Raw genomic sequence first — 22,452 nt, 5'->3', positions numbered from 1 at the left:
TTGTTACAAAGTTTGTCCCGTGACGCACGTCACATCAGCTATGTAGCGATGTAGTGTTACATTTTTAGTCGTGACGCAATCCGTTAGTTTATTTGAACTGCTCAACCTAGCAAAACAATCTATGTGAAAAAAACACCACGTACTAACTCGCGTTGACATACGCCTAGCTCGCTTTCGCACAAGGCAAACACTGTCTTATGCAACGCCAGTATTTATAACTAAATAAGAATAGCGCTTGACCCTAACTAGCCGCTTGCATTTAAATGGTACTCATTTTTTCCATCAAGAAACCTACATGTCTGTAAAACACCCAATTATTGCAATCACTGGTTCTTCTGGGGCTGGCACCACTTCAACCACCAATGCGATCCGCCATATCTTTCGTAATTTGTCGGTGAATGCTGCTGTTGTGGCTGGTGATAGCTTTCACCGTTTTACACGCCCAGAGATGGAAGTCGAAATTCGTAAAGCCCAAGAACAAGGGCGACACATTAGCTATTTTGGCCCCAAAGCCAATGATTTCGTGATGCTCGAACAATTGTTCAGTGAATATGCTGAAACGGGTAAAGGCAAACACCGCCACTATTTGCATTCGTTTGACGAAGCGGTGCCGTTTAATCAAATGCCCGGTACCTTTACGCCGTGGCAAGAACTGCCAACCAATACCGACGTGTTATTTTATGAAGGCTTACATGGTGGCGTAGTCACGGAAGAGGCCGACGTTGCAACCCACGTAGACTTATTGGTCGGCATGGTGCCCATCGTAAATTTAGAATGGATCCAGAAAATAGTGCGCGATACTGCAGAGCGTGGGCATTCACGAGAAGCCGTCATGAGCAGCATAGTGCGCAGCCTAGACGATTACTTTCAATATATTACACCGCAGTTTTCTCGTACCCATGTAAATTTTCAACGTGTACCAACAGTTGATACTTCAAACCCCTTTAGCGCCCGGGAAATTCCCAGCCAAGACGAAAGCTTTGTTGTTGTGCGTTTTCGCCGAGAAATGAAAACCGTTAATTACCCCTACTTACTGCAGATGATCGACGGTGCTTTTATGTCTCGTATCAACACCTTAGTGGTGCCAGGTGGTAAAATGGGCTTGGCCATGGAGCTCATCCTCACGCCTTTATTAGAAGAGATCCTCGACAAAAAACGCCGAGCGGGTTTTCAAATGGACTGGGTCTCAGATAAATAATCCATTGAGCAATTAACATGGTATAACGCAACCTTATTCATTTAGTTGCCCTACAGGCAAACCAAAATCAGGTCGTACGTTATGCCCCACCCTTTTGCCCAAGTCGATTTGCCAGCCAGTTTTATTGAATTGCTCAGCAGCCTAATGCGCAGCCCCAGTGTGGTCGGCGCAGAGCATTCATTTTTTCGCGTGTTGCAACGTGAATTAGAAGAACGAGGTGCAAAAGTGACTTGGTATGAAGGCTTGCTTGTGGCTCAGGGCAACGCCCCGGATAGCATGATGTTTTCGGCGCATATTGACCGCCATGGTTTAGTCTGCACTGGCCCAAATGAATTCCAGTACGCTGCTTTTGTGGCGGGTGCTCGCTCTGACTTGCTAGGCAACTCTGTCAGCGAGAGCTTGATGCGTAAAATAGTCGACCGTTTCGATGATGAATCGGTTTATGCTTACGAGCCTTGGTCCGGTGCATATCGTGGGCGCGGCACCATCAAAGGAGCCTATATCTGTGAGAATCGCAATAACCTAATTTTTGAAGTCGATGGCTTAGAACACGTTGTCGCGGGCACACCTGTAGCGTTTACTGACAAACTCAGCATTACAGATCAAGCGCTAGTAGGCCAACTCGATAATATATTGACCACAGCCGCTCTTGTGCATTTATTCGAAGGTGGATTCCAAGGAACCGCTTTTTTTACAGCTCAAGAAGAAGCCGGAAAAAGTTGGCGTTATTTGTTGGAATGGTTCAGACGTTTCGGCGGCTCGACTAACCAGTTAATTGTCGTTGATACCAGCCCCTACCCGGATTTACCTAGTGCAGCACAGCAGAACCTTATATTGCGCCACAAAGACGCCAATGCTGTATTTAACCCGCGTTTAACCGAACGTTTGATGGCTGAATGTCAAAATTTGGGCCTGAGTTATCAATTTAAAGACACTTACGTAGAAGCGCAAAATGCTAAGCTCATCGCCAATGGCGACGCTCCTTATTCCCTCGGTGCCACGGAGTTAGGCCGTATAATATCTGCTTCTAATGGCCTGGTAGACGGCACAACCTTACAAATTCCATCTTCGGGCTACCACACCATGCAGGAGTCCGCGCCATTGTCTTCTGTTGCAGGCTTTTTGCGTATGCTAGCGGTACTGGCGAATGGATAAACAGCGACAAGAATAATGAGATAACGCACAAACTAGATAGCCACGTCTTATGACGTGGCTAATATGTTGTTTGCCAAGGATTGGCTTAGATTTTTTCTACTTTTTGGTAACCTTCATTTGTCAGCTCGTTGTTTACACATTCAAGCAAAAACGTATTTAGGTTTTGTCCGCCTGTACCGTCTTCTTCAGCAATGTCATTACAATACTGTTTTAACTCTGCAATCAATGCTGCATCGGCAACGTCGCCTTCATCAGCAACCGCACCGAACAATGTCAGTGATAATATCAATCCTAGTAAAAATTTCATAAATTCCTCACCAAAATAAGGATGCCTTACGGCGATAGAAACGCTTATTTCTTGCAGCAATTTTTGTCTGCAATCGGCGGATTTTTACGCCCAATTTCAAATCTCGTCAAGAAAATTTAACCTTGATATTGAAAATAATTAACAGCTCAAATAATGACTTTTAAAAATCATAATTTTCAATAACTTAGATTTACTTGAACACCGCCTAATATAGTCAGATTCTGTCGCAGTTTAACGACATATTAGCCACTTAATCACGGCTTTCAAAAGGTGTCACTAGCAAGTAACACTTTTTTGCACTTTGCTAAGGAATATAGGCACCTTTTTTGGGCCTATAGCGGTATACTTAGCCCAACACTCAAACTCTACTATTTTTCATGCTGACCAAAAAATCTATTACTTATCTCGTATTGGCGACTACAGCCATATTCATTGCAGTACAAGGTTACCGCGTGTGGTTGCTCAATAGTGTTAAATTCATCAGTTTTGATAGCCGCTTAAAAGAAATTTCTGGTATTGAGTTCGATAAAAGGCAGCGTTTGTGGGCAATTAATGATGGCGGAGATGAGCCGCGCTTGTATCAACTTGACGATACAGGTGACATCGTCCGTAGCATCAAAATCACTAATGCCAAAAATTCTGACTGGGAAGACATGACCCAAGACTATTTTGGCCACTTTTTTATTGGTGATTTTGGCAACAACGACAATGATCGAGAATGGTTAACCATCTACAAAATTGAAAATCCTATCGACATAAAAGGAGATACCACCACTGCCGAAATCATTAAGTTTACCTACCCCAAATTCAAGGCCATAAAAGGTGAAAAACCGCGTAAAAATGTACATTACGATGTTGAAGCCTTTATCTATTTTAAGCGCAATTTGTATCTGTTCACCAAAAATCGTACGAGCCCTTTTGACGGGAAAACACGCATTTACAAAATTGGAGATCACGCAGCCAATTTTGACGCAGAATACATTAATGAATTTTCGACCTGTACCATCATAAAAGAACTGTGCTGGGTGACTTCAGCTGCGCTTAGCCCAGACCGCACCAAACTGGTATTGCTCGATTCAGAGCGTTTGTGGTTGTTCGAAAATTGGAAAGGCGATGACTTCTTTTCTGGCGACGCTTATCAAATTGATTTAGGCATAGTCACGCAAAAGGAAGCCGTTACATTTGCTGCTGACAACAATACTATTATTTTCACTGACGAGGTCTTTAATGGCATTGGTGGTAATGGTTACAGTATCCAACTAGACAAAGCGAAGAAAATTCCCGTTAGAAAACAAATGAAGAAGTCAATCAAAGTTAAACCCAAACTTAAGCCTGTAGCGCCAACGCCTAAACAGGACACCCCCGCGGTACCTCTGTCGTCACCAGCGCAGTCTCCAGAGGGAGCGCCTGCTAAATTAGCTCCAACAATAGAGCCTGAACCGGCAATTCCCCATCAATCGTAAACCGTTATTCAGTCACATGTAGGGGCATCTTTTGCCCTTCTAACCCACCTCAATTTGCCTTTTTTAAGAAATATTCATTGTTTGACCAGTAGAACAAAATCGTGTTTTTTCCGTGATACTTTCGGGATATTTACCTCGCAATATTGATTGTGCATTAACACAAATTCACTATTGAGGAACGATCATGAAGCGCACAACTATTCTATCTGCGGCAGCAATGCTAGCGTTATCAAGCCAACAAAGCTTGGCCGCCGACATCAGTGTCGAAGTACAAAATTTAACCCACGGTTTATATTTCACTCCCATAGCGGCAGTTGTTCATACCCCAGATGTCAGCTTGTTTGAAGTAGGCGAAGCCGCCAGTACAGAATTACAGATGATGGCTGAGGGCGGCAGCATCGACGGAATCACCACAGTCGCTACCGCTGCTAGTGCTGACATGATCGCCAACCCTGCAGGCGGATTACTTGCCCCAACAATGAGCGCCTCTGGGGATGTAATGACCACAGACGGTAACGTCATGTTGTCTGTGGTGGCCATGGTTTTACCTTCTAACGATGGCTTCGTTGGGCTCGATAATTGGGAAATCCCAACCGAAGCAGGCACTTATACTGTATTTCTAAATGCATATGATGCGGGTACAGAAGCCAATGACGAACTACGCGGCAGCGGCGCACCAGGTATGCCAGGCATGCCTGTTCCACCACCGTTAGACCCGTTACTTGGCACGGGCGGTAGCGGAGTAGCTGGTGCCGATACCAATGCTACTGTGCATATTCACCGCGGCAACATTGGTGACGATTCAATGACCGATGGCACAAGCGATGTAAACAATAGCGTGCACCGCTGGTTAAACCCGGTCGCAAAAGTAACAGTAACCGTCAGATAAGGAGACTGTTATGCCAAATTTAATCAGACATTATAAGAAAGCCGCTCTGCTGGCTTTGCCATTAGCGCTTAGCGCCTGTGGCGACGACACCAAAGAAGTGATTGTTGAAGTTGAAGTCCCCGCCCCGGTGCCTACGCCCGTTGACGTGAGCTACGACGTAACGGTTATCAACCTAACCAACGGACAACCTGTATCACCTCCCGCGATTGTTCTTCACGCCGATGGCAATTTATGGGCAGTAGGTCAGGTACCTTCTGTTGAGTTAGAGCGAATCGCAGAAGTCGGCGACTCTGAGTCATTCCTCACCCTAGGGATGACAAGTGCCGGTGGCGAAGGCCCAATCATGCCTGGCGACCAGCAAACTATCAGTGTCACCATCCAAGACATCACTGATGCTAAGTTGACTATCGCGGCAATGCTAGGCAATACCAATGATGCATTTACCGGCTTAAATGCATGGGATTTGTCTCAATTGGAGGTAGGTGACAGCTGGACAAGCAACCGCCCTGCATATGATGCAGGCACTGAGAAAAACACCGAAAGTGCAGCAACTGTGCCAGGCCCAGCTGCAAGCGGTGAAGGCTTTAACCCTACCCGTGATGACACTGGCTTTATCTCCATGCATCCAGGTGTGGTTAGTGTTGACGATGGCTTAAGTACCTCAGCTTTAACGGTTGAACACAAGTTCGACAACCCTGTCATTCGAGTGCGCATTACGCGAACGGAATAACAAAAATAACGTGAGGAGATAGGTGTTTAAAATAAAAAGCGCTGATCGAATGAAAGATAAGCGCTTTTTTATCGCTCTATATGTTTTTAAATAGTGGTACTCCCTATGACAGATAGCATCCTCATTGTTGAAGACGACCTTGATATAGCCAACCTAATGCGGGTTAATTTACTCGAACTTGGTGTTGAAATAGATCATCAAGTCGACGGCGAAACTGCGCTACACCAAGCACTAAGTAACGAGTATGACGTTATTTTACTAGACGTCATGTTACCCAACATGAGCGGCTTAGATATTTGTCGTAAAATTCGTGATAAACGCCCAATGCAAATCATCATCATGCTGACCTCAAAAAACTCTGAAACCGATAGGGTACTGGGATTAGAGTTAGGCGCAGATGATTACATGACAAAGCCGTTCAGCGTGCGTGAGCTACAAGCTAGGGTACGTTCACAGTTACGCAAAGTGCACGCTTTGCGCCAGTCTCACGTACCGTCACAGCAACCTGATGAAGCGTTAAACACAGGTGATTTACGAATAGACCAAAAAACCCATCAGGTGTTTTTAGCAGAACAAGAACTGGTACTAACCGCCACCGAGTTTGAATTACTGCATCATCTCGCCAGCCACCCTGGCCAAGTGTTCAGCCGAAGCCAATTATTAGAATCGGTATGGGGTTATCACCACAGCGGCTATGAGCATACCGTCAACTCTCATATCAATCGACTGCGGGCCAAGCTGGAAAACGATGCCACCTCTCCTAAAATTGTGCAAACCGTCTGGGGCGTGGGCTACAAATTTAATCCTCAAGGGGTATCAGGCTAATGAAAATCTGCTTCTATCAACGTTTAGCAATTTCACTGGTGGCGGTATTTATGCTGGTCATGATTGCCTGCTTTTACTCCACTAATGAGTTACAAAAACTAACCCAACAAGAAGCAGAACAAAAACTGCATATAGGCTTGGCCGAGCACCTAGTGCGCGACAACCCACTGTTAAAAGAAGGCGTATATGACTATGACGCGTTAGGAAACCTCTTCCATTCTCTGATGATACTGGGGCCAAACTTTGAGTTTTACTACCTAGACCCGAAAGGGAAAATACTTACCTATTCGGCGAAACCTGGCAAAGTAAAAGCCACATCAGTGGATATTGCCCCGATTAAGCATTTGATTGGCGACAATCGGAGCTTTCCTGTTGAAGGAGATGATCCTAGGCAACTTGGGCGTCATAAAATTTTCTCCGCTGCACCTGTCTATAACGATGACAAACTACAAGGTTATTTGTATGTCATCATCGGCGGCGAGCGTTATGACTCCATTCTGGCGAGCTTAAAGAACAGCCAAAGCATGCGTGAAATTGCTATATTCTTGGTGGTCGGTTTAATGCTGTTGCTAATCGCATTGCTGGTCATGTTCAAGTATTTCACCACGCCATTGAGGCGCCTAAGTGACGACATGGAAAAGGTGCGTGAAGCTGATTTTCATCGTGAACAGGTACCCCGGGATTTAGCCGTGTGGAATAAAAGCAGCCACAACGAAGTTGACCGACTCGGCTGTGCATTCACCGATATGCTGACGCATATCGATAACCAGTTCGAACAGCTAAGTAAAATAGACACCCAGCGCCGTGTACTTTTAGCCGATTTATCCCATGATTTGCGCACACCGCTGGCCAGTTTGCAGGGTTATATTGAAACCCTAGCGTTAAATGGTGAGAGCTTATCCAAACAAGACCGAGAGCATTTCGTTGATGTGTCCCTTAAAAATGCTAAAAACCTTAAACACCTTATTGACCAAATATTCGAGCTCGCTTATTTAGAAGGCGGGCAAGTCACCTTGCATCAAGAGCCATTCCCTCTTGGGGAGCTACTTCATGATGTGGCGGCCAAGTTCGCCTTAGAAGCGCAAAGCAAAAACATAAAGATCCGCGTCATTCCTAATCATTTCGAGTATCACGTTTTTGCAGACATAGGTAAATTGGAAAGGGTGCTGACCAACCTAATCGCAAACGCCATTCGCCATACCCCTGAACAAGGCAAAATAGATTTAGCTGTTGCGATACACAACGACAAACTCAGGGTGGATATTCGCGATACTGGCGTTGGTATCAGTGACAAAGAAATCGCTTTTATTTTTGATGCGCGATACCAAGCAAGTAACACCGAAAAAGACACCTGCAGCCACGCTGGTTTAGGCTTAGCCATTTGTCAAAAACTAATGGCGCTGCTCAATTCAGACTTAACGGTTGAAAGCAAACTGGGCAAAGGCACCTGCTTTAGCTTTGAGTTAACACTGGTAAACAGTCATGCATTAGCCCATTAGGGTGAGGGATCAATTTGCTATATCATATGCCGCTTGTTCCGTTTTAGAGCGTTTTTATGTTGCATACACTCCTTATTGCCTTCGCATTAGTCCTGATCCTCGAAGGCATCGGCCCTATGTTGTTTCCAAATAAATGGCGGAATTACCTGCAACAAATGTTAGAACAGCCTGTAAATCAATTACGTAGCGTCGGTGGCGTGCTTGTGACTATAGGTGCCGTCAGCCTGTTTTTCCTGATATAAAAATTAAGCGCATTTTTGTATTCAGATGCCGCTTGAAATTTGATAGGATCCCCGCCTAATTTTCTGACACTTCTCTAATCCATGGCTAAAAATGTAGTGGTACTCGGAACCCAATGGGGTGATGAGGGTAAAGGTAAGGTTGTAGATCTTTTAACTGATAAAGCAACCTATGTTGTTCGTTATCAAGGTGGACACAACGCAGGACATACACTGGTCATTGACGGCGAAAAAACCGTTTTGCACCTCATTCCTTCTGGTATTTTACGTGAAAACGTAACCTGTGTTATCGGCAACGGTGTTGTCCTTAGCCCTGAAGCATTGCTGAAAGAAAGCGCGATGCTTGAAGAGCGCGGCGTACCGGTAAAGGAGCGCTTGCGTATCAGTGAGGCTTGCCCACTTATTCTCCCCTTTCACGTCGAGCTTGATTTAGCCCGTGAAAAAGCCCGTGGCGACAAGCCAATCGGCACCACTGGTCGCGGTATTGGGCCGGCATACGAAGACAAAGTCTCTCGTCGTGGCCTACGTGTTGGTGACTTGTTTAATCCTACCGATTTCGCTGTAAAGCTAAAAGAAGTGCTTGAGTATCATAACTTTATGCTGACCAACTATTATAAAGTTGAGCCAGTAAGCTATGAGAAAACACTGGCGGATGCATTGGCCGTGGCTGACATATTAAAAGCCATGGTGGTTGATGTAACTGACGTATTGGATCGCGCCCGTAAACGAGGTGACGAAATAATGTTCGAAGGCGCTCAAGGCACCTTGCTTGATATTGATCACGGTACTTACCCTTATGTCACCTCAAGCAATACCACTGTTGGCGGCGTTGCAACAGGGGCAGGCTTTGGCCCGCTACATTTAGACTATGTGCTAGGTATTGTTAAAGCTTACACGACGCGTGTAGGTTCTGGCCCGTTCCCAACGGAATTAGGTTGTGATGTCGGCCAGCATTTGGGCATTAAAGGTCATGAATTCGGCGCAACCACTGGGCGTAAACGTCGCACGGGTTGGTTTGATGCTGTTGCCATGAAACGCGCAGTGCAAATTAACTCTATTACTGGCTTTTGCTTAACCAAACTAGATGTACTGGATGGCTTAGAAACCTTAAGCATATGTACTGGTTACAAGCATGCAGATGGCACAGTAAAAGATGTACCGCCTATGGCTGCTGATGATTATGAACTCATCACCCCTGTGTATGAAGAAATGCCGGGCTGGAGTGAAAACTCTTTCGGTGTGACCGAGTATGATAATTTGCCTCAAGCGGCTAAAAACTATATCAAACGCCTAGAAGAGTTAACGGGCGTACCCATTGATATTATCTCAACGGGCCCTGACCGCAACGAAACCATCGTTCTGCGTCACCCATTTGAGGTGTAATAGCCAATTGTTATATTCTGAAAGCCGCTTTTAAGCGGCTTTTTTTATGCCTGGGCGGTTGCCATAGCTTCACCAGCGCGTTTTCGTTAGTACATTGCTCACGTACAGCCAAAAGGAAACACCATGTCAGTTATGCCTTTTCATTTAGCCATACCCGTTACCAGCTTAGTCGCCAGTAAAGAATTTTATGGTGAATTACTCGGTTGCGAGCAAGGTCGCTCTTCAGAGCAATTGATAGATTGGAACTTCTTTGGGCATCAATTAGTCACACATTTAGTTGCAGCAATGCCGAGCCAACCCGCACCCAATAAGGTGGATGAGAAAGCCGTGCCTGTGCCGCACTTCGGAGTTGTACTTAATATGAACGATTGGCAAGACCTAGCGCATCGCCTACTAGCCACTGAAGTGAGTTTTGTGGTTGAACCTTATGTGCGTTTTAAAGGGCAGCCTGGGGAACAGGCCACACTTTTTTTACTCGACCCTTGCGGCAATGCCTTAGAGTTTAAGGCGTTCGATGATATGAATCAGCTATTTGCTGGTTGATCTGAAACCTGTGCTGCTTTTACTTCTTGCGCAGTTTCTGAGGTTAGCTCAGCCATGGTTTCTGCATAGTTGCTGTGATAGCGTCCGGGTTTATGGTTCACCGCGAGTATTACGTTAGTTGTGACCATGCCTGCCAATGAAATGGCCAATAAAATCGGGTCCATAATGAATAACGCCCCAACGACAATCAGGCTATCTACCACCAGTTGAAACGTACCAGCGCGAATGCCTCGGCTGCCCTGTAGATAAAACGCTAAAATACCCAGGCCACCTAAACTGGATTTGTGCCTGAATAAAATCAGCATGCCCATACCAATTAGCATTCCCCCTACAACAGCACCAAAAACCGGCTGAATGTCACTCAAGGATATAAACAAGTGCATGTTTTCCACCAGCAAAGACACCAGTGAAATGGTCACAAAGGTATTCAAGGTAAAACGCCAGCCTAACTGTTTCAGCGCAATGTAATAAAACGGCAAGTTCACAAGAAAGAACAGTAAACCAAAATTAACCGGCACAAATTGGCTCAGCAGTAGCGCAATACCTGCCGTACCACCAATCAATAAACCTAACGCTTTAAAGATGGCTAAACCTAAGCTAACGAAGACCGTACCGCTTAAGATGGCCAGTACATCTTCGTAAAATCGATGTGTTGAGGAATGCATACTTGAATTTCTCCTAGATTCTTCCAGTGTCTAAACGTGTTTCAAACTCGTTACTGGATATATTTTGAGCAAGTCTATGCTTTCGAGGGGCGGCATTGTACAGTAAAAACACTCCCTCACAAGCCTTATCGCCCCTCAGGTTAATGTGATGTAAATTATTGATATTACTTGTAAAAAGGCATTAATATTCAGAAGGTTTAGCCATATATTTGTGAGTAAATGATCTGGGGCGTTTATAAGCGCAAAACCAACGATTGATTAAATATATTTGTTTCAATTTTGCACTATGCGTACCTGCTGCTTGGCGATATGCTAGGGATCCACTTTTTTTAGCAGTCTAATGACTCAGGAGACCCAGTGTCGATTTGTGTGCCACAAGGAATTATTTCGCTAGATAACATTTTACCCGATGAACCCTTACTGATGATGGGGGCAGGTCCGGTACCTATTCCGGCCAAAGTAGCGGCGGCGAATGGCATAGTGATCAACCATCTCGGCGACACCATGGCGCAAATTATCGAACAAGTTAAAGTCATGTCGCGCTATGTTTTTCAAACTGAAAACGGCTTGATTTTAGGCGTCGCAGGCCCGGGGTCAGCTGCTATGGAAATGGCAGTAGCGAATTTAGTTCGCCCTGGCGATAAAGTGCTTAGCATCTGTAACGGTTTTTTTAGTAGCCGCTTAGCTGAAATGGCTGGGCGTTTACAAGCTGATGTGACCAAGATCCTGATCGATGAGCGTCAGGCGGCGAGTGCCGAAGCCATCGAACAGCATATCATTCGTACCCAACCCAACGTATTGACCATAGTGCAGGGCGAAACCTCAAATACCGTGCATAATGCCGAGCTAGAGCAGATTTGCCGCGTAGCCAAAAAGCATAACTGTATGGTCATTGTCGATGCAGTTTGCACACTGAGCACGATGGCATTAGACATGGACGATTGGGGTATCGATGCTGTGATCACTGGCGGCCAAAAAGGCTTGTCGTGTATTCCTGGCATATCTTTAGTGGGTTTTTCAGAGAAAGCGTGGGCCTTTATTGAATCACGCACCGACCAACTGCGACACTGGTGCCTTGATGCGAAATTAGGCCACCAATTCTGGTACAAAAAGTCTTATCACTACACCGCGCCCGTATCCGGTATTTTAGCTATTCATGAAGCGCTACGTTTGGTGTGCACAGAAACCTTACCGGTGCGATTTGCCCGCCATGAACGTTGTTCAAAAGCGCTGCAAGCAGCAGTCGAAGGCATGGGGCTAGAATTATACGTGGAGCCACATGCGCGTCTTGCATCAGTGGTGGGGATCAGCTTACCGCAAAACATCGTCGGCAAAGATGTACTAAGTACGATGTCAAACCGCTATCGAGTTGAGATATCCGGCTCGTTTGGGCCGAATATTGTGCGCATAGGGCAAATGGGTGAACAGTGCCGTACTCATAACTTGTTCCGCACCATTCATGCACTAGGCTCTGCCTTTATCGATTTAGGTCACAAATTAGATTTGCCTACCGGTATGGCCGCACTCGAAAGCACTCTAGACAATATGCGTTAGAAAAATGGCGCGTTAACGATATAACCCGTTAACAACACCCTCTAACGGGTAGGTGCAAAGCGATACGCTGTTGCTTTGCACCTCCTCTTAAAAGCCTCCCTCTGCGGCTCTCAACTGATGTAAATTCATCTATGCTTAAATAGACAAAGGGAGTGCTAATTTTGACTGTCATTTTGCTGTGCCTCCCTTGTGTTAAAACGGACTCATTAACAATGCTATTAGGCGAAAATAAAGGAGAACAGTATGTCTAAGTTGATACTTTCACTGGATGGCGGCGGTATTCGCGGCGCAGCCACAACGCAATTTTTAACCCATGTCGAAAACGCCCTTCAAGAAAAACATCAAAAATCCCTACGAGATTGCGTGGATTTTTATGCGGGTACCAGTACGGGAAGCCTTATCGCTTTAGCACTTGCCACCACCGACATGGACATACAAGATATTAATAAGCTGTATAGCTACGCGAACGCGAAAAAAATCTTTATCGAAAACCGCGGCGCATTTGAACTAGACGGCATCAACGCGCCTAAATATGAAGCCAAGGGTAAAACTGACATTCTTAAAAAGTCCCTCGGTCAGGCAAAAATAAAAGATGTGCCCGAGGGGAAGCATATACTTGCTATAACCTATGGTGTCGAGAAACATCGCCCGCACATAATTAAATCAACCCGTAGCGAATTTCAAAACTTACTTTCGTATCAAGTGGCTGATGCTTCAAGCGCAGGGCCAACCTATTTTCCCACCCAAGTCATGAACCTCCCCCCGGATAACGAACAAACATGGTTAATTGATGGCGGCGTAGTAGCAAACAACCCAACTATGTGTGCTATTGCCGAAGCATGCCGGTTATGGCCAGATGCCAATAGACGCGTGCTGTCGATTGGTACCGGTACCCAAACACGCAAAATTAATGGACCTGATTCGCGTAGTTGGGGAGCACTACAATGGATGCTAAAAGGCTGCATTATTGATGTGTTATCAGATGAAAAAGTCGTCGCTTATCAGGCAATAACCATTACACCACCTGGAAGTTATATCCGCGTTAACGCTGAAATGCGCACTCAACCCGGTTTAGCCAAAGCCCCCGATGATGCCATGGATGACATTAGCCAAACCAATATTAAGCGCTTAAAAGGCATGGGGGATTTTTGGTATAGCCAGTATGGTGAAGCCGTGGTCGAGCTGCTTAACAATAGTTATGACGGGCCCTCCCTCGACAGGATTGATGCAAATACGGGGCAGCCCATTCAATATAAACCAGGGTGAGGATTATTTGGCTTGCGCCACTAACAACCCGCGCATACGTTGCAATTCTTGTTTGCGCTGCTCATCCACTTCTGGGTAATGCATATCCAATGATTCGAAGGTTTCTACTATGGTTTTGGCGATGATCAGGCGTGCGTTACGCTTGTCATCCGCTGGGATCACATACCAAGGGGCCTCTTTGCTGGTAGTGGAGCCAATACAATCTTCGTAGGCGTGCATATACTGCGGCCAAAACTCCCGCTCTTGTATATCGGCATCGCTGAATTTCCAGTTTTTATCTGGGTTATCGATACGGGCTAGAAAGCGCTTGCGCTGCTCTTCTTTAGACAAGTGCAAAAAGAACTTAATGATGCGCGTACCATTTCGCGTCAAGTGCTGCTCTAAATCATTGATCGAGCGGAAACGTTCGCGCCATATATGCTCTTTGTGCATTGCTTCATCAGGGATGTGTTGGCTGTGCAAAATTTCAGGATGCACACGGGCAATTAGCACTTCTTCATAGTATGAGCGGTTGAAAATCCCGATACGTCCCCGCTCCGGTAACGCTAGGTTCGAACGCCACAAAAAATCGTGCTCTAGCTCATTCTGACTAGGGTGTTTGAAGCTATGTACTTGGCAACCTTGAGGGTTAATACCCGACATGACATGACGAATTGAGCTGTCTTTACCCGCTGCGTCCATGGCCTGAAAAATGATCAACACCGAATGCTCATTAGCAGCGTATAACATGCGCTGCAAATCACTCATTTTACCGATTTGCTTTTTGAGCTTCTGTTTATAATGCGCTTTGGACGTATACAAAGGGGCAACAGCGGTGGGACGCTGGCTCAAATCACACGACTCCCCCTGGGGTGCTTTAAAATCTCTTGGGTTAACTTTCATTTTTTCCCTTATTTATCAGCATCGAATTACCTTATACCAACGCCATCGAATAATTAGCCACTCAGCGAGAATTTAAAGGAGTTGGTATTAATATCGTCCTTACCTTGTGCCCTATAAAGAGCCGTGTCAATTAGATAGACCAAAGAAAATAAGCTCACTAGCCTATTCCAAAAGGACGCTTACGGTGACGTTAAGAAGAAATGAGAGAAAGGCTTAAAGATGAGGGTGAAGGCGAAGCACGCGATTAAAGTTTGAGAAAAATTACCACGGAATATTTCACAGAGAACTAAAAAGCTGGGTGTTGCACCCAGCTCAAGAGCATAAGGCGGGTAATATCCGCCCTAAGTTAAGCACTTATAAAGATAAGTCACTGGTGATAATCGCATCGGAATAACTTTGGTAGGCTGCTTCAAGCTGCTTCGCCACTGGGTCAGGGAACGAGTGGAAGTCACCGCTTTCAAGTGCAGCAACAATGGCTTGTGCTACTACAGTTGCATCAGGCGCACCTTCGAAGCCTGCTGAATCCCCCATTTCTGTACCAATTGGCCCTGGGTGTACGCTTAGTACACGAATACCTTTATCAGCCCACTTGTCTTTTAAGCCTTGGGTGATCGAATACGCAGCTGCTTTAGATGCACAATAAGTGGCAATGTCTCCAAAGGTTTTGATTGATGCGATAGAATTCAACTGAACCAATACGCCTTTATTGCGCTCTAGTGTTTCAGCGAATGCATTGGCAACGCGCATCAAACCAAACACGTTCACGTTAATTTGCTCCATCAATGACTCTTCTGCATTTTCAGCCAGAGGTGAAGTCACGTGCATAATACCCGCGTTATTAACCAAAATTTCAACGTCGCTGGCTTGAGTAGCCAAACGCTGAATTGATGCGGTATCGGCTACATCGGCAGTCAATGTGACAACTTTACCAGCGTATTGCGCTTCGATGTCTTTGGTTGATTCTGGGTTGCGTACCGCTAAATAAACCTTAGTTGCCCCATTTTCGATAAGTGAATCGACGATTGCTTTACCAATTCCGCGATTTGCGCCTGTGACGAGTGCTACTTTACCTTGAATTGAATCAGTCATTGTTTGCTCCTGTTGATGTACTAAGTACTTTAAAAAGTATTTAAAAAAGTATTTAAAGTTGTACCGATCGGTAACGTTGATTAATGTTATACCGATCGGTAACATACGTCAAATAGATCCCTAGATTCATTTTTGCGAGGTTCATAGCGATGAGTGGTAAACGTACTTTTGACGATGAAAAGGCACTTGAGTCAGCTATGGGCGTCTTTTGGAAGAAAGGCTACGCTGGTGCGTCTTTGGCTGAACTTACCCAAAGTATGGGGATCAATAAGCCCAGCATGTATCGCACATTCGGTAACAAAGAAGCCTTGTTCTTAAAAGCGACGCAAAGATACATCGAACAAAATGCCATGCCGCACTTTGTTTATCTGCATCAGGCCGGCGTGTCGTTAGATAAGCGCATAAAAAACTATATGGTGTCTGTGGTCAGCGAGCAATGCACCCCGAGCGATCCAAAAGGGTGTTACATATTCTTGTGCCAATCTGAAATTGCCGGTGGCGATATCCCTGAGCTTCCCAGTAATTTGTTGATTGAGGCAGGCAATAAAATTCAAGAAGAATTAATCAATATTTTCACCACGGACCCAGAAGCAATCGCCCTTGGCTTAGACACTCGCGCAGCCAGTATCGCTTTATGTATCATTACGACACTTAGAGGCACGGCCTCAATGGCAAGAGCTGGCGTTACATTAAGTGAGTTAGAAGACGTAATCGAACATAGCCTACGCGGCATCGGGCTCGTATCTTAACGACCCGCTTACGAGGGATTAGGCTGGTCACTAGCCACAGCAGAGCAGAAGGAAGAAAGCTATCCTTCATTTTTAATAGATCTTACTCTGGCGTTACATTTCAACACAGTTATCCCAAGCATTGCCTCTAATGCAGCTTGAATTGTAGTTCTTATGGGCAGATAGTTAAGCTTCAAAATAACGGCTGGCAAAGGCTTACATTGCTCATCTACCGGAGAAGATCCATGTCACATATCGACCCTAAACACATCCCACAACAAGCCTTTGATTGGTATGACGAATACGCCCATGGCGACATGGACAGACGAACATTTATGTCCCGTTTGGCTTCATTGTCAGTCGCGGGATTGAGCATAGGCACGCTAAGCGGTGCATTGACCCCCAATTACGCCTTAGCCGAGCAAGTGTCATTCAACGATGAAGCGATTACTGCCAGCTACCAAAAATTTGATTCGCCCGAAGGACACGGCACAGGCCAAGGTTATTTAGTGGTGCCAAGTGATATGCTCAAGCCCGCACCAGCGGTGCTAGTGGTGCATGAAAACCGCGGCTTGAACCCTTATATAAAAGACGTTGCACGCAGATTAGCGAAAGAAGGGTTTATTGCGTTTGCCCCAGATGCATTATTCCCTCTGGGCGGTTACCCTGGAAATGACGATGAGGGCAAAAAAATGCAGCGCAGTATGGAGCGTGAAAAAATTGAAAATGACTTTATTGCAGCGGCCAAATTTATTAAGCAACACGAAAAAACGACGGATAAAATAGGCGTAGTAGGTTTTTGTTTTGGCGGTTACATCAGTAACTTTTTAGCAGCTAAAATACCTGACGTTATTAGCGCTGCTGTTCCGTTTTATGGGACCCCGGCCGCTGACAACTTAGTCAGCCAAGTCAAAGGCCCGCTTCTACTCAACTTTGCAGAAAACGATAGTCGCGTCAACGCGACTTGGCCTGATTATGAAGCTGCACTTAAAGCCAATAATGTCACCTACAACGTCCATATATATCCAAACACCCAACATGGTTTTCACAATGACTCCACCAGCCGCTATAGCCCTGAAGCAGCAGAGCTTGCTTGGTCTCGCACAGTGGATTTCTTCAAAACAAACTTGGCATAGCGTTAACACATGGGCAAAGTAAAAACGGTGACTCGGTGCATGCAATCTGCGTGCACCGAGTTACAGAACGTGCAACGCAAACCAATAACGAATTATCGGCTACAAAACCCATTACCGTCCCCAGCTGATGCAATGCTGCCATTTAACTGTTGCGTCATATTCGCTGTGCGATAGCTTATAAAAGAGGTTAATCCGTAAAAGCGTCCCACGGTAGAGGTCTGATTTTGCTCATATTCAGAAAATGAATAAAAAGCGCTCGGATCATTAGCCACATGTTCACTAATCAGTGTATCAATATTGGCTACCCGCTCAGCAAATTCACTGCTAGAGAGTGGCCCATTAATGAGTTGATTTAAGTAACCATGGTAGGTATCTAAGTTATCACTGCTCGCTAATGCACGTGCAATTAGAGGTTTATCAGCAAGGGCACCGTCAGTGGGCTCATCGATATACAATTCACGAATATCAGCACTGTTACATCCTTGACTAAAAGAACCAAACGATTCGTTTAAATCCCAAGGCAACATAGTAAAAACGTTATCTTGATCATAGATATAATAGTTATGCGCCAGCGAGCCGTGATAACTATCAAGGTTCGATAACGACACGCTAACGGATAAATAACGCAGCACAGAATCTTGGTCAATCACACTTAACCCATCGCTGTATTCCATGTCATATACGAAGTCCATAAATGCGCCATTGTCTGAACTGTCTTCGTTAGTCTTTAATTCCACACCGCTGTAACTCGAAAAGTTGTCATCGATATATTGTAAATCACTACCTGTACCATCGGGTTTGTATAAATCGCCATTCGCATTACTGAAATGCTTAGCAAGAAATTGCTCATTGACAAACTCCACCAGCAAATACAGTCCTTTCAATTCGCCATTCACATACACATTAACGTAGCTATGATCAGGGGCTGACACGCCCATTTCGTCCATCAATTCGTAGGCTATATACTCGCGCATATAAGATGGGTCATTGTACATATTATTGAGCACAAACTTTTTCATGCCCAACAGCTTCTGGCCGCTCACGTATTCATTCACATCTATATTAAAACTAAAGCGCTCGCTATTCGATTGGTAAACAGATTGCAGGCTTGAATTACCCTTAGTGCGTATCGCGACTTCATCCAGCGTTACGCCTTTAAAAGTCACCGATGTAAGGTGATACTCTTCATCTAAGGCATTATCCAGTAAGTCTTGCCACTGGTCTTCGTCGATTTCAAAATAAATAGATTCCACTACATCTTTGGCGTAAATATCAGGCAGTTGATTGGCCGTCCCTTGCGTGACAGCCAGCGTGTTGATTGCCCAGCCTCCGTCGGTTGTTAGCCCATAACTGTATCCTAGTGATACATCACTTTCCTGCCATTCGAGGTAATCCACGGTTTCATTATTCTTAATTAGGCTGAGCTCATCTTCTTTGCCTAATTTAAAGGGCACATAATCACTGCCTGGGTCTTCATCTGTCGCGTAGATCACAATGCGTGCGCCCGCTGCTAATAGAATGTCAGGCAACGTAATCGGGTCGATATCGTCACTGCTGTCCAGTACTTGATAGTCACTCAATAAGATCGCGTCAGCGCTGTTGTTATATAATTCAAACCAGTCATTGCCATCATCTTCGGCCGAGGCCACGACTTCGTTGATGACCAATGGGCCATGACTAGCTGAGCTGTTGGCTGCCACAGGCGTAGGCGCGAGGGTAGCCGTTGCATCGCTGCCATCTGGATATCGACCATAACTAAACCCAATTAGCGCCTCGCCGCTATCCCAGCTAAGTTGGTCAATTAAATCTGTATCAAGAAACAAGCTGACTTTATCAGATGAGCCTAGTTTGAAGTCAACCGTAGCAAAATCGTCTAGTTCATCGGTAGTGGCATACACTCGGTAGAATTCCCCCGGCGCAATGGTTACATCAGGCAATGAGAATAACTCCCCCCCTTCGTCACTAACGGAATAATCTCCCAAGAAAACAGCGTCGTCGCCTGCTGCATAAAACTCTATCCAGTCGTAACCACCACTCTCGTCTTTAGCAACAACTTCATTAATACGTAGCTGAGCGTCGTTGTTAACAACCGTATCTGCCACCACGACATCTTCAGTTAACTCTTCATTGACGGCGCCTTGCGTGGGCAACATGGTTTGCGCACTGCCTGTGCCATCAATATACAGACCATAGCTGTAGCCTTCTTCGGCCTCACCGTCTTGCCAATCTAATTGGCTGATCAGTGTATCGCTCTCATACAGATAAACCGCGTCATCGCCGCCCAATTTAAAGGTCACATAATACCCGCCATCAGGGGGCGTATCGCTTTCATCGATCGCTTGAATAATGACAAAGTCACCCGCTGCTAGAGACACCCCAGGCAACGCCTGGGGTTCATGGTCCGCATCATCATCAACTAAGCTGTAAATCGACAAATCAGCAATATCTGAATTGGCATAAAGTTCTATCCAATCATTGCCGTCATCTGTAGCTGAAGCCACAATTTCATTCACCACTAGCGCAGCGGTTGCAGTGTCATCTGTAGTCGTATCATCTTGAACTATATCGTCACTGACCGTGCTGTCTGACGAGGATTCCGACGACCCACAAGCGCTAAGCGTGCTCGTAATCACTAGCATGAGAAAAAGCTTATTTAGGGTGGTCCACTGCATGAACGTATCTCCGATGTAAAAGTGCATTAATCGCATAAACTTATCTCATAAGTGCGTAGTCACAGTGCAGGAAAAAAGGAGATTCAGTGCAATTTGGTGTGGAAATAAAGTGTTAAAATAAACAATAAATATTTAGCGGGAGACAAATGATACAAAGGTCTTTGTAGCAGCCACAACGGTCAATATCAATGACTCCTCCAAGGATAAAATGCTTGTAACAATTTCTCATCGACTCAAGCTTTTTACACATTAAAAAAATTAAAGTGCTTATAGCCGCTCTCGAAGCCAATAGTGCTTCTTATACCTTTGATTAATAAAGAAAAAAACTGTCTAGGTAATCAAACCTTCGGCATGTCTCGTGCTACATCAATATTTTCTGACCAATGTTTCCCCTTAAGATTTGAGGCAAGCACATGAGTAAAATTCGTATTGCGTTGATAGGCGGAGGCCCTAGTGCTCTGACTATTATTAAAAAATTACTTTCCAGCGAACTACGTCAAGAACAAAGCCATGGGGCGAGCCGATTTAGTATTGATATTTTTGAGCGTAATTCTTCCTTAGGCAAAGGAATGCCATACAGCGAAGAAGGCGCATCGGCTGAGCACATTACTAATATATCTTCAGACGAATTAGCCCCATTTGATGAGACATTAGCCCAGTGGTTAGGTAAGCAAAGTCACGCTTACCTCGCACGCCACGACATCGATAAAGCCAATTTACATGTCAAACATGTTATCCCGAGGCTTCTCTTTGGCGACTATCTAAACGCTCAGTTTGACGCGCTTATACACAAGGGTGCGAACAATGGCCTAAATATTAATCTGCATGTAAACAGTGAAGTTTTAGATATCAAGCCCAGCACAAACAGTCAAACCAGCGATGTACATACCGTGTCTGGGTGGATAAAAGGATTCCATAAAGTCATTATCTGTACTGGTCATGCATGGCCGCGCAGGAACGAAGGAAATGTCGCTGGCTATTTTGACTCGCCTTACCCGCCCATTAAATTGCAACATAAATACAATCACGCTGTGGCGTTAAAAGGCAGTTCGCTGACGGCGATTGATGCAATTCGTACTCTAAGTAAAGCCAATGGGCACTTTTATCACGACCAAGAGAAGCTAAAATTCAAACGAGCACAGGACGTGCCTGATTTTAAAATAGTGATGCACTCACTGGATGGTCTATTACCTAACATACGCTTTCATTTAGACGATCCATTAGTGTCTGAAGAAGGCATGCTGAGCGAACAGCAAATCGCTGAGCATAGGGCTGAAAACGACGGTTTTTTGAGCCTAGATTTCACCTTCGAGCATAATTTCAAGAAGGTGCTTGCAAAGCGTGACAACACTTTTTACCAGAAAATAGCTAATAAGAACTTAGAGCAATTCACCGACTGGATGCTTGAATCGAGAAAGGCTTTCGACCCGTTTACCCTGTTTAAAATTGAATGTATTCAGGCTGAGCAATCCATCAAACATGAGAAAACCCTGCAATGGAAGGAAGTTCTTGCCTTGCTCAGTTTCACCATAAACCACCCAGCCAAATACCTCTCTGGCGAAGATACACTTCGCTTACAGCAAAAATTACTGCCCTTGATAGGCTTAATGATAGCCAATATTCCCCAAGCCTCGGCGGTACAACTCTTAGCGTTATACGAAAGCAAAGCGCTTGAGATTATCTCTGTCGATACGAACAGCAACGTGCAAATAGAAGGCGACCATTGTTTTATGTATCACTATGAAAATAGTGCGAAGCAATCAGTCACAGAGCAATATCGGATTTTCGTTGATTGCACCGGGCAGAAGCATTTACCCATGGCTGACTTCCCCTTTACCTCAATGTTTGAGGCCGAACCAGTACTGCCCGCTTGTGTACGCTTCAAAGAGAAAGCGCATGGGCAAAAACAGCAGCGTGTTGATCGAGACAATGTCAGCATAGGTGCAGACGGTGAGTACTACTTAACACTAAAAGGCTTTGCAATAAACGATGCTTACCAGCCCATTTTAGCCACTGGCAAACCAAGCGAACGTTATTTTATGATGGCGGTGCCATTTATCAGTGGTTTTAATCCAGACTATTCAGGCTTCGATTTTTGCGAACAGGTGTCCACTATCATAGTGGAAAAGCTCTGCGCTGAACGGCCTCAACACTATGCTAGTTAACGGTGTAATCCACGGTATTTAGACAATGAAATCACAAAGGACAGAAGCACCACGGGCTAGGAAA

At 45.2% G+C, this 22,452-nt stretch carries 20 protein-coding genes; 15 read left to right on the top strand and 5 right to left on the bottom strand.

The window, feature by feature from the left end:
- Positions 1-295: 295 nt before the first annotated feature.
- Positions 296-1,198, top strand: a complete 903-nt coding sequence (locus AC0L6N_RS21245) for a phosphoribulokinase (RefSeq protein WP_011573160.1) — start codon at positions 296-298, stop codon at positions 1,196-1,198.
- 81 nt (positions 1,199-1,279) lie between these two features.
- Positions 1,280-2,353, top strand: a complete 1,074-nt coding sequence (locus AC0L6N_RS21240; protein WP_473477516.1) for a peptidase M42 — start codon at positions 1,280-1,282, stop codon at positions 2,351-2,353.
- An 85-nt stretch (positions 2,354-2,438) separates the two neighbouring features.
- Here AC0L6N_RS21240 and AC0L6N_RS21235 read toward each other — a convergent pair whose 3' ends face one another.
- On the bottom strand, positions 2,439-2,660 hold the full coding sequence (locus tag AC0L6N_RS21235) for a hypothetical protein (RefSeq protein WP_473477515.1): 222 nt from the start codon (positions 2,658-2,660) through the stop codon (positions 2,439-2,441).
- 377 nt (positions 2,661-3,037) lie between these two features.
- Between AC0L6N_RS21235 and AC0L6N_RS21230 the strand changes: the two genes are divergently transcribed.
- The 8 genes from AC0L6N_RS21230 (at position 3,038) to AC0L6N_RS21195 (ending at position 10,231) form a co-directional block, all read left to right on the top strand.
- Complete coding sequence (locus tag AC0L6N_RS21230) at positions 3,038-4,123, top strand: hypothetical protein (protein ID WP_473477513.1); 1,086 nt, start codon at positions 3,038-3,040, stop codon at positions 4,121-4,123.
- A 184-nt stretch (positions 4,124-4,307) separates the two neighbouring features.
- Positions 4,308-5,012 (top strand): spondin domain-containing protein, encoded by a 705-nt coding sequence (locus AC0L6N_RS21225; RefSeq protein WP_011573156.1) that lies wholly within the window; start codon positions 4,308-4,310, stop codon positions 5,010-5,012.
- Positions 5,013-5,022: 10 nt separating this feature from the next.
- Positions 5,023-5,742 (top strand): spondin domain-containing protein, encoded by a 720-nt coding sequence (locus tag AC0L6N_RS21220; RefSeq protein ID WP_473477511.1) that lies wholly within the window; start codon positions 5,023-5,025, stop codon positions 5,740-5,742.
- A 105-nt stretch (positions 5,743-5,847) separates the two neighbouring features.
- Complete coding sequence (locus tag AC0L6N_RS21215) at positions 5,848-6,567, top strand: winged helix-turn-helix domain-containing protein (protein WP_473477510.1); 720 nt, start codon at positions 5,848-5,850, stop codon at positions 6,565-6,567.
- On the top strand, positions 6,567-8,066 hold the full coding sequence (locus tag AC0L6N_RS21210; RefSeq protein WP_473477508.1) for a sensor histidine kinase: 1,500 nt from the start codon (positions 6,567-6,569) through the stop codon (positions 8,064-8,066). Before AC0L6N_RS21215 ends, AC0L6N_RS21210 begins: the two co-directional genes overlap by 1 nt.
- A 56-nt stretch (positions 8,067-8,122) precedes the next feature.
- Positions 8,123-8,308: a DUF2065 domain-containing protein gene (locus AC0L6N_RS21205; RefSeq protein WP_011573152.1), complete on the top strand. Its 186-nt coding sequence runs from the start codon at positions 8,123-8,125 to the stop codon at positions 8,306-8,308.
- Between the two features lie 81 nt (positions 8,309-8,389).
- On the top strand, positions 8,390-9,688 hold the full coding sequence (locus AC0L6N_RS21200; RefSeq protein ID WP_011573151.1) for an adenylosuccinate synthase: 1,299 nt from the start codon (positions 8,390-8,392) through the stop codon (positions 9,686-9,688).
- Positions 9,689-9,811: 123 nt separating this feature from the next.
- Positions 9,812-10,231 (top strand): VOC family protein, encoded by a 420-nt coding sequence (locus AC0L6N_RS21195; RefSeq protein WP_473477505.1) that lies wholly within the window; start codon positions 9,812-9,814, stop codon positions 10,229-10,231.
- On the opposite strand, the gene AC0L6N_RS21190 is transcribed toward AC0L6N_RS21195, so the two are convergent.
- The gene (locus AC0L6N_RS21190) at positions 10,213-10,896 is read right to left on the bottom strand and encodes a YitT family protein (protein WP_473477503.1); all 684 of its coding nucleotides are present in this window, start codon (positions 10,894-10,896) and stop codon (positions 10,213-10,215) included. The genes AC0L6N_RS21195 and AC0L6N_RS21190 overlap by 19 nt on opposite strands.
- Positions 10,897-11,253: 357 nt before the next feature.
- Between AC0L6N_RS21190 and AC0L6N_RS21185 the strand changes: the two genes are divergently transcribed.
- Both AC0L6N_RS21185 and AC0L6N_RS21180 read left to right on the top strand, forming a co-directional pair.
- Positions 11,254-12,450, top strand: a complete 1,197-nt coding sequence (locus tag AC0L6N_RS21185) for a pyridoxal-phosphate-dependent aminotransferase family protein (RefSeq protein ID WP_473477501.1) — start codon at positions 11,254-11,256, stop codon at positions 12,448-12,450.
- Positions 12,451-12,693: 243 nt separating this feature from the next.
- On the top strand, positions 12,694-13,716 hold the full coding sequence (locus AC0L6N_RS21180) for a patatin-like phospholipase family protein (protein ID WP_473477499.1): 1,023 nt from the start codon (positions 12,694-12,696) through the stop codon (positions 13,714-13,716).
- A gap of 3 nt (positions 13,717-13,719) precedes the next feature.
- Here the strand turns inward: AC0L6N_RS21180 and AC0L6N_RS21175 are convergent, their stop codons facing one another.
- On the bottom strand, positions 13,720-14,598 hold the full coding sequence (locus AC0L6N_RS21175; RefSeq protein WP_473477497.1) for an ADP-polyphosphate phosphotransferase: 879 nt from the start codon (positions 14,596-14,598) through the stop codon (positions 13,720-13,722).
- A gap of 354 nt (positions 14,599-14,952) precedes the next feature.
- Positions 14,953-15,687, bottom strand: a complete 735-nt coding sequence (locus AC0L6N_RS21170; protein ID WP_473477496.1) for an SDR family oxidoreductase — start codon at positions 15,685-15,687, stop codon at positions 14,953-14,955.
- 149 nt (positions 15,688-15,836) lie between these two features.
- Between AC0L6N_RS21170 and AC0L6N_RS21165 the strand changes: the two genes are divergently transcribed.
- Together AC0L6N_RS21165 and AC0L6N_RS21160 are read left to right on the top strand one after the other, a co-directional pair.
- Positions 15,837-16,436: a TetR/AcrR family transcriptional regulator gene (locus AC0L6N_RS21165; protein WP_011573144.1), complete on the top strand. Its 600-nt coding sequence runs from the start codon at positions 15,837-15,839 to the stop codon at positions 16,434-16,436.
- A 224-nt stretch (positions 16,437-16,660) separates the two neighbouring features.
- A complete protein-coding gene (locus AC0L6N_RS21160; protein WP_473477494.1) occupies positions 16,661-17,551 on the top strand; it encodes a dienelactone hydrolase family protein in 891 nt (296 codons plus the stop codon).
- Positions 17,552-17,643: 92 nt separating this feature from the next.
- Here the strand turns inward: AC0L6N_RS21160 and AC0L6N_RS21155 are convergent, their stop codons facing one another.
- Positions 17,644-20,223 (bottom strand): CotH kinase family protein, encoded by a 2,580-nt coding sequence (locus tag AC0L6N_RS21155; protein ID WP_473477493.1) that lies wholly within the window; start codon positions 20,221-20,223, stop codon positions 17,644-17,646.
- A 413-nt stretch (positions 20,224-20,636) separates the two neighbouring features.
- Between AC0L6N_RS21155 and AC0L6N_RS21150 the strand changes: the two genes are divergently transcribed.
- Positions 20,637-22,388: an FAD/NAD(P)-binding protein gene (locus tag AC0L6N_RS21150; protein WP_473477491.1), complete on the top strand. Its 1,752-nt coding sequence runs from the start codon at positions 20,637-20,639 to the stop codon at positions 22,386-22,388.
- Positions 22,389-22,452: the final 64 nt, after the last annotated feature.

It is taken from the genome of Paraglaciecola sp. G1-13, from assembly GCF_055809255.1.
This window is presented reverse-complemented; position numbering and strand designations above follow the sequence as displayed.